General features: G+C 48.5%; 9 protein-coding genes. 2 read left to right on the top strand and 7 right to left on the bottom strand.

Annotated features, from left to right (window positions below; all coding sequences use genetic code 11):
• Positions 1–96 precede the first annotated feature (96 nt).
• On the bottom strand, positions 97–1,221 hold the full coding sequence (locus PXY01_RS13830; protein WP_127570609.1) for a J domain-containing protein: 1,125 nt from the start codon (positions 1,219–1,221) through the stop codon (positions 97–99).
• Between the two features lie 18 nt (positions 1,222–1,239).
• The gene (locus PXY01_RS13825) at positions 1,240–2,943 is read right to left on the bottom strand and encodes a molecular chaperone HscC (RefSeq protein WP_127570608.1); all 1,704 of its coding nucleotides are present in this window, start codon (positions 2,941–2,943) and stop codon (positions 1,240–1,242) included.
• Positions 2,944–3,182: 239 nt separating this feature from the next.
• On the opposite strand from PXY01_RS13825, the gene PXY01_RS13820 reads away from it, so the two are divergent.
• Positions 3,183–3,401 carry a hypothetical protein gene (locus PXY01_RS13820; protein ID WP_127570607.1) on the top strand — a complete coding sequence of 73 codons (219 nt, stop codon included), beginning with the start codon at positions 3,183–3,185 and terminating at the stop codon, positions 3,399–3,401.
• A 250-nt stretch (positions 3,402–3,651) separates the two neighbouring features.
• Here PXY01_RS13820 and PXY01_RS13815 read toward each other — a convergent pair whose 3' ends face one another.
• Positions 3,652–4,938 (bottom strand): glycoside hydrolase family 18 protein, encoded by a 1,287-nt coding sequence (locus tag PXY01_RS13815; protein ID WP_127570606.1) that lies wholly within the window; start codon positions 4,936–4,938, stop codon positions 3,652–3,654.
• Positions 4,939–5,124: 186 nt separating this feature from the next.
• Here PXY01_RS13815 and PXY01_RS22850 point away from each other — a divergent pair, with 186 nt between their 5' ends.
• A complete protein-coding gene (locus tag PXY01_RS22850) occupies positions 5,125–5,559 on the top strand; it encodes a collagen-like protein (RefSeq protein ID WP_164744423.1) in 435 nt (144 codons plus the stop codon).
• A gap of 56 nt (positions 5,560–5,615) precedes the next feature.
• On the opposite strand, the gene PXY01_RS13805 is transcribed toward PXY01_RS22850, so the two are convergent.
• From PXY01_RS13805 to PXY01_RS13790, 4 genes are all read right to left on the bottom strand, one after another.
• Positions 5,616–6,545, bottom strand: coding sequence for a serine hydrolase domain-containing protein (locus PXY01_RS13805; RefSeq protein ID WP_246027930.1), 930 nt, complete (start codon positions 6,543–6,545; stop codon positions 5,616–5,618).
• A gap of 259 nt (positions 6,546–6,804) precedes the next feature.
• On the bottom strand, positions 6,805–7,518 hold the full coding sequence (locus PXY01_RS13800) for a stalk domain-containing protein (protein ID WP_127570605.1): 714 nt from the start codon (positions 7,516–7,518) through the stop codon (positions 6,805–6,807).
• A 38-nt stretch (positions 7,519–7,556) separates the two neighbouring features.
• Complete coding sequence (locus PXY01_RS13795; protein ID WP_164744422.1) at positions 7,557–9,446, bottom strand: AAA family ATPase; 1,890 nt, start codon at positions 9,444–9,446, stop codon at positions 7,557–7,559.
• Between the two features lie 1,235 nt (positions 9,447–10,681).
• Positions 10,682–12,010: an LLM class flavin-dependent oxidoreductase gene (locus PXY01_RS13790; protein ID WP_127570603.1), complete on the bottom strand. Its 1,329-nt coding sequence runs from the start codon at positions 12,008–12,010 to the stop codon at positions 10,682–10,684.
• Positions 12,011–12,031: the final 21 nt, after the last annotated feature.

Below are 12,031 nucleotides of genomic sequence, written 5' to 3'. Positions count from 1 at the left end.
GTCGAGTTCTGAAGTAGATAAGAGCCTACATTTTCTTTAACAATAAATCACGGCGTGTCGGTCATACTGAACCGAATACGCTGCGCTTCATTAATCTTATTCAATATAGAGAGTATTCCCCTCCATCTTTCCGTACCGATTCATTTTAGCAAGCAGATGATCGAGATTCATGATATATAAGCGGTTCCGAACACGAATTCTTTTGCCCCGAAGATAGATGATTAATGAATTGGAACGCCATACTATTCTGGTAATATCGATATACTTGAAATCATATCTTTTGCCCCATCGATTAAAATAGGAGAAGGTGTATTCCCACATAATAATTTTCCAGTTCCGTCTAAATACATAGAGAATACTCCGCACCAGCACCCAGAGAAGATACAGCGTGATCGTAAAAACATTCCCAATAATCAGATATATAGTCCAAATAATTGGGATCTTAAAGCAATATCTCCACCAACTAATATCCAGATTTCTAATGATTTGTCCTTTCGATATTACGGCCTTCTTCCATTGGCGAGGCGTGTCGATCTTCTGCGTCGCTATTGCGTATGTGTCTACAAAACGAGCTGGATACTCGTCTGCTTGGTTAATCATTTTCTCCATTAGCCCCAAGTGAGATTCGATAATGTTCCAAATAGGATCCTGCAGCCAGCTGTAACGCCTCGAGAGCAATTGCAGCATTCGATTTTCGATCCTAGGTTTTAATTGAAAGTCCCACAATATTTCGTCGCTAAGCAGCTCTTTCCATGCCGCTGGGTTATTTTGTTGGCTGCTATCATGGATAAGCTGCTCCAACCGCGCCATAAAATCGTTTACCGCTTGCGTCTTATCCTGAGCTTGCTGGGCAATGAAATTATATCTTGCAGTAAGATGCTCAGCCTTCACTTGACCTTCGTCCTGCTCGGATTCATCATCCTCAATTGGACCGGTACTTTCCAGCCTGAACAGCCGCTGGTACGCTCGTTCATCCCCATCTGCAGGCGCGTCAGCATTGTTTCTTTCAACTTCTACATTCCCTGTAGTTTCTGTTGCCGCCTCTTCATGCTTAATCAACAGCTTTGCTGCACTCATCGCCGCCGTATATGCAGCTCTAACCTTCTGATAGCCTTCCGGATCATCTTCAGGGTGACAGACGAGCAGCTGCTGTTTATAGGCCCTTCTGATTACGGCCGTATCAGACGTTGGAGCAATCCCGAGTACTGCCCAACAATCCATACCTCAATCCCCCCTAACTTAGTAGCCTCGAGATTGTTCAATGGTGTCCAAGAATGCCTTAAACTCTTCGGCTGCTCTGGCAATCCGCCGCGGGTCTTGCCCTGCAAGAATCCCTTCGAACTGTGCCAGATGGCTCATAATGATTTCCCGCTTCACACCGATCGATTCTTCATACAGCCGTTCAGCCTTCGCGAGAAGCAAACGGTTCTCTGAACGATCACGAGGGTGAATTTTAATATCCTTCAAGGCGCTCAGTCGTGCAGCTAACGCTTGCGGGGACAGCTTTTCTGCATTCTTCTCGATTACGATCGTTTTGATTTCGCCGGTTAATACAGAAGTAACCTCCACTTCCAGAATGCCGTTAATATCGTAAGTGAACCGAACATCAATAGAGGCCTCACCCTGTCTCATGCGCGGGATTGGAAATCTAAGCTCGCCTAATAACAGATTATTGGCCGTACGCATACTCTCTCCCTGGTAAATTCTTAGATGGATCATTTCCTGATAATCCACGACGGTGCTGTATCGTTCAACTCTACTAATTGGTATCGGGCTATTACGCTCGATAATCGGGGAGAAATATCCGCTGGCATACTGCTCGTGTTCACCAATTTTTTTAGTGATCTCGATACCTAGCGTATAAGGACAAACATCCGTTAATATCATCTCGTTCAGCGCCTGATCACGATTTTTCAGTGCTGCTTGAACTGCAGCTCCCAAAGCAACCGCTTCGTCAGGATTAATGTTCGAGAACGGGAAATGTCCGAACATTCTGCCCACCACTGATTTAATAAGCTGCATCCGAGTAGCTCCGCCTATTAGAATAACCGCGTCCAAATCACTAGGTGATAACGACGCGTCATTCAACGCCCGTTCAATCGGGTTCCTTAACCGTACAATTAATGAGGAGGTAAGCTTTTCAAACTCCGAGTAATGAATGTCGATTTCATAGGTTTGTTCTGAAGTTTCATAGCGCATCCTCCCCGTCGCTCCAGCTGCGAGGTCCTTCTTACAAAACTCGGCTTGATTAAAAATGACGGATTTCGCTTTACCATTCAAGCTATCGAACGTAAGTCCGCATTTCTCGACAAAATAGCTTGCGAGAAGCTCGGTGAAATCTTCACCGCCCAAATAATTGTCGCCTGCGACTGATTTCACTTCCATGATGCCTTCGAAAAATTCAAGAACCGATACGTCAAACGTTCCTCCGCCAAGATCGAATACTAAAAACTGCGTGTTATTCTGTTTTTCGTGTAATCCGTAAGACAAGGCCGCTGCAGTAGGCTCGCTAATGAGCCGCTCCACTTTGAGACCAGCAATCTGAGCAGCGTATATCGTCGCTTTACGCTGTGTGTCGTTAAAATAAGCAGGGACGCTAATGACCGCCTCCGTCACTTCCTCACCCAGATAGGCTTCCGCGTCAGCCTTCAGAGAACGAAGGACAAAAGATGAAAGCTCCGCAGCCGAAAACATATAAGGCTTGAGATGGAACTGCTTCTCCGTCCCCATAAATCTCTTGAAAGCTGCAGCCGTTACGTGGGGATGCGTAATGAGACGCTCCTTGGCAATTTGCCCGACGATAATCTCACCGTTATTGTCTACACTTACGACAGACGGAGTTAGAAAGCTCCCCAGCGCATTCGGAATGAGCTTAGGCCCATCCTCGGTCCAATAAGCGATCAAACTATTCGAAGTTCCTAGATCTATTCCGATTAGTGCCACAATACCCCTTCTCTCTGCATAACATTTAAATCTATCGTGTTAGGAAAATAGGACCATTTTTTCTACTATATAATGAATTTCTCAAAATGATCAATATGGTTGGAAATCAATCTATTTTTGAGAGTATTCCAAGCAGGACAGGAGCAGGGAGAAGATTAGTCCGTCACAAAATCCGTTGATTACACTTCGCGGACATCATTCAATGATTTGGAGTACATATCAAAGTGAGGAGAATGCTTGTGGATATCAAGGCGAAAATCGAAGAAATTGTAACCAAAATTAAAAATGATAAAGACTTCTCGGCTAAGTTTATGAAGGACTCTGTTTCGGCGCTCGAATCCGTTATGGGAATCGATCTGCCGAACGATCAGATCAATGCAATGATTGATAGCGTAAAGGAAAAAATTACGCTGGACAAAGCAGGCAGCATGCTCGGCTCGATTAAAAAGCTGTTTTAAACCCGACGCTGAGGCAAGCCCCCCCTTGTAGGTTCCTCGCCTTTTTCAATCGTATGCTCTTTCGCTGCCCCCTAACAAAACACTTTGGGTGCGTTACTGCAGTTACGGCTCAACGCTATGGAGAATCTGTGTGCATTTTTATCATCTATTAAAAAACGGGGGTCGGTCCGTCAGTCAGTTTACCCTGACTTTCTGGACAGCCCCCGTTAGATAGAGCGAACCGCGGAAGTGGTGCATACTGCAACCAAGACTACTTCTTCGTCACCTCAAAATTCTCATCAATTAACAGCCAGTTCTGCGGAAAGCTAAGCCCCAGCTTCCAATAGCTGATGCCCCGCAAGCCCAGCTCCTTCAGCAGATTGAACTTTGCTTGAATCGAACGCGCGTCCTCGAACCAGACGACATGCTCTTTGCCATTATTGTCCCAATAGTTAAAATGCGGCGCCTGCGCTTGCTCATCATAGAGAATCGCAGCGTTATGCTCACGGGCGATATCAATTGCCTGCTGAGGACTCACCGCCCTGGCGTATGCGCCTCCCGGCACAAAAGGAAGCGTCCAATCGTAGCCGTATAGGTTTTGGCCCATCATAATTTTCGACGCCGGCATCTCGGTTAGCGCATATTCGAGTACTTGCCGTACCGGTCCGATCGGAGACACCGGCATTGGCGGTCCTCCGCTGTAGCCCCATTCGTACGTCATAATGACGACAAAGTCCACGATCTGTCCATGCGTACGGTAATCATGAGCTGTGTACCATTCCCCCGCCTGCGTCGCACTCGTCTTCGGTGCGAGCGCAGTCGAAATTAGTAGCCCCTCCCCGTGAATCCGATCGGCAGCTTTGCGCAGAAAACGGTTATATGCCTCGCGATCCTCTGGACGAAGATGCTCAAGATCGAAGTGAATATCGCGGAAGCCTTGCTCCCTTGCGGTCTGGATAACCGTATCCAGCAGCCGATTCTGTACCTGCTCGTTATTGAGAATGATTCGCCCGAGCTCAGCGCTGAACTGGCCGTTCTCCAGGTTGGTGACGACCATCATCAGCACCGCTCCGTTCTGTCGCGCAATCTCCCGCAGACCGCCCAGCGGAGGCGGGTTTAACGTCCCGTCTCGATTAATCTGGAAGCTGAACGGGGCGAGATACGTCAAATGCGGGGCTGCTTCGCGGGACGCATTAAGGAGCGCTGGCGCTACACGGCTGCCGCGCGGTTCGACATAGGCATTAATCTCTGCAGCCCGGCGCGGCCGCGGCGGAATATAAAGTCTCGTCCCTGGCGTTAAGGTGCCGCTGATCGGAATTTGATTCACTTCCGCCAGCCGCTGCGCGGTAGTGCCGTATGCGGAAGCAATGCTGATTAACGTATCTCCAGGGCGCACCCAGTAGTACGAGCCGACGATCGGAATGACTAATGTTTGTCCGACGACCAATGTTTTGGATGGTGATATTTCATTCGCTTCCGCTATAGTTTCGACGGGAATTCCATACGTTTGTGACAGCTGATAGAGCGATTGGCCGGACTGTATGACATGAATTTGCATAACAGCCTCCCCACCTTATGGATACTTCGATAAACAGGCATCTCTTCATACATATTCAGTGAAGGAGGCGTTAGACCATATCTCTATAGATAAACCATCTGTAACTTCGTTAGGGTATGCGCCCATTCCTTTATCTCCGCTACTACATATATTGTTTTAGCCCATCAACTAAGGAGTGACAAGATCATGTCATTTTTCCCGCCTTCAGGCCCCCCAGGATTCCCTGGACCACCGGGACCGCCAGGATTTCCAGGACCACCTGGACCGCCAGGATTTCCAGGGCCACCTGGACCGCCAGGATTTCCAGGGCCACCTGGGCCACCTGGGCCGCCAGGACAGCAGCCAGGACCGCCGGCTCCCCCAGGAATTATGGCACCTAGTTCACCTCCGCCGGGATTTATCCCTCAACAGCCTGCAGTAACGCCCTTTGCTGTTGATCCAGGAGCGATAGCTCGCTGTTTGTTTCGAAATACGTACGTTTGGCTCGTCAATCGAAATCAATTCTGGTTTTTCCCGGTATTCGTAGGGCGTACATCCGTTGCAGGGTTCCAGTGGAACGGAAGGTTTTGGGTGTACACTGGACTGAGCCTGCAATCGATCCAATCCTTCACCTGTGTCTGAATGAACATGCGATCAAGGCTCCATTCGACTAGGAATGGGGCCTTCTTAACGCAGCTTTATAATTCTCTGCTAAGCAGTGCTTCATCGATTCGAGAGGCGATAATACCCGCTCCTCTATCAACATTAGCTAAAACATGGGCTTCCGCATTCAGTCTCGGATAGTATGAGGATTGCATGACGACGCCTGGATCTCCGCCCATAACAAAGTACTTAAATATTTCGTTGTTGATCATGGTCATCCATACTCCGTAGCCATAATGGATAAATTCATCATCTTGAGCATGCGGGGTAAGCATCCGTTCGGTTAAGCTTTTCGATAATAATTGATAGTTCATGAGTGCATTCCAAAATTTGGCTAAATCATATACCGTCGTATATGCCCCTCCATCAGGACCGCCTACATTAGGAATGGAGTATTGATTCGTTTTCCAATGATCATCATTCCCCACATAACCGAGCGCGGTACGTTCAGGTAACCGATCCATACGAAAATATCCCGAATCATTCATTCCACAAGCTTGAAAGATGTTCTGCTCGACATAATCGTTAAAGCTTAAACCCGTTAATTGCTCAACAATGAGTCCAAGCATAATGAATCCCGCATTGCTATATGAAAATCGGGTCCCAGGCTTGAATTTCATCGGATGATTCTGAAACAAGGGCAGAAAACACTTCGGGGAAGTAACATGATACATCGGCACGGTTGTCCAAATTTCTTCATAGCCGGTCATCATCTCTTCATCATGGTAGTCAGGAATGCCGGAGGTGTGAGTAAGCAAATGATGCACCGTAATGGCTGGATCAAGCTGACCTAGCTTGATTTCCATATCACTTAATGAAGTATCAAACGCAAGAAGCCCTTTCTGTACGAGCTGACAAATCGCAATTGCAGTAAATATTTTGCACCCCGATGCTATGCCAAATCTTGTATTCGTTGTATTGTTGATCTTGTCGCTGCGGTTGGCAAACCCATAAGCTATTCTCAAACTTTATACTGCCCCGAGCTCCAAACAATATGGCGCCCGAGAATTGAATGCGCTGACTGTCCTGCTGATTATATTCCATGACGATTTTATCGATATCCATCGTTGAGCACCCCTTTAATAACCTTATGAAATGAGTATAGGATAAGCTCTGAACTGTGGAGATATAGCTAGAATCGTTATAACAATAAAAAGACAGCTAAGGCTTCTCCATTCGCCCTAACTGTCCTTCTATCAACGAAAATTCACCAGCTAAATATAATTATTTGACCCAACTGTCATCCAGCAGAACATATCCAGTCGAATACCCATCCACTGAAGCTACGAAATCGACCGATAAATAACGAGTCATCCCCGTGATATTAAAATCCACCTCAGCAAACGGCTCCTCCTTCGTCAATGTCCCTTCATATAGCACCACGTCATCGTCATTCAGCACCCGGAACTTCATCGTGCTATGAGCGGCGGCGAAGTTAGCAGCGACAACAATGTGCCCTCTTGTATAGGCTTTGCCGAAGTCAATCGTCATCCTCTTCTGATTGCTGTTGACCTCCTCTAATTTGAAGGCCGCCTGGTATTGCTTGCCTCCGCGATTTAGCTCAGACGCATTGCGTGTCACGGAGGTCGTGTAGTACGACTTCTTCTTATCAAGACCTACCGATTTGTCCAGGAAGGAAACATAGTCCTTCTTCTCCCCAAGAATCACTTGTTTATTGACACTATTGTATTCGACAGGAACCCCGAATGCTTGAGATACCGCGCGGAGCGGCACGTAGGTCGTTCCATTATAGGTAATCGCAGCGATAGGCTTCCCATTCGCATCCGTAGGCTTCCACTTCGCCCCATTCAATAGGAACGTAATTTCATTGTTCAAATAAGCTCTTATTTCTTGTATCTTCGCAGCAGCTTGACTGGATATAGAACCGAGAAAAAACATGAGCAGCATCATACTTACCATGATCATTTTTCTTCTCATTCCTTCATCTCTCCCATCGAATAACGTTGCCCCTATACTTAAGGGGGTGTCTGCTCACTGAATTGGATTTCATGCTCTTCATGATAAAATTGTTTACGTAATGATTGGGCGACCATCACAATTAATCGCCGAAGATACCGATAGTAGGTCGCGATTGGCAATGATAACAGCGATGCAACTGCCTCATGCGAGCCTTTCTTCTGCAAATAGCGGTGCTGCAGGATTTGAGCCTGTGCCTGCTCCATGCGTGAGCCCGACTTCAACCGTCGGTAAGTGGCTAGAATCCATTCCTTCACTTCCGTCGACTGAATATCTTTATATTTTTCTAACAGGTGCTTCACAAGTGTTTCCCACGTTTTTAGGTCGCGCTCTAGATGATCGGGATTAAAGAGCTCCTTCGCTTTGGCTACAATTGGCCCTCTCAAGGATTGAGGCCGTTCCCTTGTCGAATAGAGAAGCGGAAATGGGATCGGCGTGCGCAAATCCAACTGAATGAAATACATAGACTGCCCTCCGTCCGATTGATGCTTCGCCCATTCCAGATGCTCGAATCCCATTAGACCGAAAGCTTCCACCTGCTCCTTCTTCGGCACCATGAACGTCACACGTCTACCGGCGAGCTCGTTATACAGCAGCTTCCGCAAAATATATCCGAATACCTCAAAATCATAAGCCGGTATACTAGCAACCGTATACACAAAGTAATCGTTTTCTTCGGTCGTCCCTAGCTCAATGAAGCTCTGGGTGATCGGGTTATGAGCCAATACCCTCCGCATCTCATGATTCAACGGGATCAGGAAATAGAGACCTGCAAGCCTTTCGTTACGATGTACAACATACACCGACTTAGGGTCTACGTCCCATATTTCCCCCACATATTTATGCATTTCTACTTCATCAAGCTTGTAGGGGAGAAGAGTATCGACGTTATAAGATAACATCTGCTCCAGGACGGATAGTTCGGAAGCATGAGCGGTCCGACATGAGAAGCCTTCATCATTACCGTAAAACAGAACCCCCTGCAGGAAGTCGTTATCCAGCAGGCTGAACTTGCGCCATGCCAGCTCATATTCAAACCATTGAAATTGATCCGTCGTTAGTTGAAGCAGACGATGGTGCAGCGCCGCTTCCGCCCGCTGCTTATACCGAAAGTATTGGTCAGGAGATTGTTTTCTGCATCTCGTGCGCAGGCTGCGACGGATATCATCCATCACGGACCAACCGAGCTCACCAGCCCAGCTAATATAAGGGGAGCGGCATAGCTCTTCGAATTGCTCCGGCGGAACCGGTCGCTCCAAGATGTTTTCCAGCAGCATATGGTCAAAATATTTTAATACGGATGCTGCCGCTAAATATTCGATAGATTCAGAGTCCTCACTCCACTCAATGGATGAAGCAAACGGCAGCAGCGGTTCATTCATAATCAACTCATCGAGCAGCGGAGGCCGTATGTTTCCAAGCGGAATTGTGCCCGTGCTGCAGATACGGACTTTCACCGACAGTGAAGGCAGCCATTCCTGTTGAAGCCACTCTTCAATCGTTATCCATTGATCTAGATCATCGAACAGCAGCACCATCCTGCCGCTTGTCTCGGCGATACGGTTTAGCAGGTTCATTACTTCTGCGTCTGATACAGGAGTCTCGATCAGCAGCTTCTTCCACAGCTGATCTCCCAGCTGTCTTAGGAACGACTTCGGCGAATCAAACCCGAACCGACCCTCAATATATATAACGGGGGCATCCTTTGTTACCCGTTCGAAATGGCGAAGCAATGTCGTCTTTCCCGTACCTGATCGCCCGAAGAAATGCAGCAGCTTCCAGTCATCCTGCGGAAATAATAAACATTCCTTCATCCTCTGAAGCTCCCGCGTTCTTCCGACAAAAGAATTCGTTTGTCTCTCCTTGAGCCAATCTTTAAGCTGCTTCATACCGCTCCCCCTTGCGCATCGATTCCTCATCTACACTCTACTGGAGAGGATTATTCGTATGCAACAGGGTTGCGGCAATGATGGCTCTTACACAAATACTGACCAGCATATCATCCGTCCACTCGCGGCCGAACGGCCTATGCGCCTCCTTCTAGCTTTAATATTTGCCCGGTCTTAATATGTAACGTTACATTTCTGAACCCCGTCGATTCACTGGCATTTCTATTATCAGGAAAAACAGCTATCATGATCAACCGACATCCCCCTATCAATTCTGAGCGGTTGTGATAGTGGAGCTATCAGTTGTACCAAAATCATAAAACGGACATGCACTTGCTTGAACAAGCGCATGTCCGAATCGATTGCGATACCTATAATGTATGAAACAGATTTGCCTAGGTTGTTTAGCTGATATAAGACCAAAGTCGCGAACACGCTACCTGCGCATCCATTGAGCTATGACCCATTTCACCCCGAGCAACAAAAGCACCGCTGTTAATCCACTGCCTCTTGAGACAGTGGATTTACATGGTGGAGGCGAATCGTAGCTTGGCAAATCCACAATCCGCCTGTTATGATGCTAAGCTTAAAAAAGGCACAATCTACAACTGCTATGCTTGATTAGCTTGGAACGGACGTTTGTGCATCCGTTGTGTTACGACTTATTTTTCACTGCGAACAGCAGAATTGCTACTGAAAGAGGTCATTCATTGAAGAATTGTTACTTAAAATCGTAACCTTTCTATTCATCAACTTTCACATATGTCAACCATAGCGGAAATAGAATCGTACTTGTCCCCTGCCCTGATACATTACCTCGAAGCTTTTTACCAACCGCTGCATACGCGCCCAGAACAGCCCTGTTCAACTTCCCAAACAAAGACGCAAATAAGCCGACCATGCGGTCGGCTTTCCTGATTGTGGAGACAAATGGAGTATCCGATTCTTGATCTAACTTGATGCTGAAGCCTATTCCCCGATGACAACAAAGTGGTAAAGTCGGATTGCGTGCTCGGACTGCTCCGCAGTCCTGCGCGCGGTCGACCCAGGCGGGGTTCAACTCCCCATACAACGATGCCGAAACAGCAAAAATCCACAACCTCGTGCGGTTGTGGATTTACATGGTGGAGGCGAGCATGGTCGGCCCCCTGTCCGAAGCAAATAGAAGACCGTCCCAACAGCCACTCACCATGACCTGTCGGAACAGCCTTCCCATACCTTCCTATATTGAAAAACTACACTGTCGCTCTCGCCTTCGTATACCGGTTCACCGGGAACTGTAGTCCGAGATTGCCGCGCAGCGTATCGTGCTCATACTCTTCCCGGAACAGACCGCGCTTCTGAAGAACAGGGACGACCAGCTCGACGAAATCCTGCAGCCCATTCGGAATGCCGGCCCCGACGATGAAGCCGTCTGCCGCGCCTGCCTCGAACCACTCTTGAATCTTGTCCGCTACCTGCTCCGGCGTACCGACGAATTCGCCTCTTGGCGTCGCATACCGCAGCGCAACCTCGCGAAGCGTCAAATTGCCTTCCTTCGCCATTTGCTTAATTTTCTCCGAGCTGCCCTGCTGGCTGTCGATGCCCAGCTCGCCGAGATCCGGGAACGGCTCATCGAGCGGGAACGAGCGGAAGTCGAAGTCATTGAACGGACGGCCAAGCGCGATGATCGCTTTCTCAATCGACACCAGATTGACCGTCTCCAAATATTTGCGCTCCGCCTCCTCCTCTGTCCGGCCGACGATTGGCAGAATGCCCGGCAGCACGAGAATATCGTCCGCCGAACGGCCATTGGCAACCGCTCTGCTCTTAATATCCTTCGCGAAGCTTATCGCCTCCTCGATGGAGTCATGATTGATGAAGATCGCTTCCGCCTTCTTCGCCGCGAAGTTACGGCCATCCTCCGACGAGCCTGCTTGGAAAATAACCGGCTGCCCCTGCTTCGAACGGCAAATGTTCAGCGGGCCTTCAACCGAGAAGAACTCGCCCTTATGATTCGCCTTATGCAGCTTCTCCGGATCGAAGAAGACGCCCGTCTCCTTGTTCCGGACGAATGCATCGTCCTCCCATGAATCCCACAGCTTCTGCACAACGTCCAGATGCTCCTCCGCCAGACGGTAACGAACATCATGCGCATAGTGCTTCTCCTTGCTGTAGTTTCTTGCGCTTCCCTCCAGCCAGGAGGTGACGACATTCCAGCCCGCCCGGCCGCGGCTAATATGGTCGAGCGAGGCGAACTGACGAGCGACCGTATAAGGCTCGCTGTAGCTTGTCGTCAGCGTTCCGACCAGGCCGATGTTGGACGTAACAGCGCCAAGTGCTGAAAGGATAGTCAACGGCTCGAATCGGTTCACATAATGCGGGCTCGAATTCTCTGTAATGTGCACGCTGTCCGCGATGAAGACAAAATCGAATTTGCCGGCCTCCGCCGTCAGCGCTTCCCGCTTGTAGAAATCAATATTGACGCTCGCATCGGTAATCGCCTCCGGATGCCGCCAATCCTCCCAGCCCCCGCCGACGCCGTGAATCCATGCTCCAAGCTTCAGCTTTCTCTTCTCTCCCATTTTTCTTCGCTCCTATCCTTA

It is taken from the genome of Paenibacillus xylaniclasticus, assembly GCF_004001065.1.
Lineage (GTDB): Bacteria > Bacillota > Bacilli > Paenibacillales > Paenibacillaceae > Paenibacillus_T > Paenibacillus_T xylaniclasticus.
This window is presented reverse-complemented; position numbering and strand designations above follow the sequence as displayed.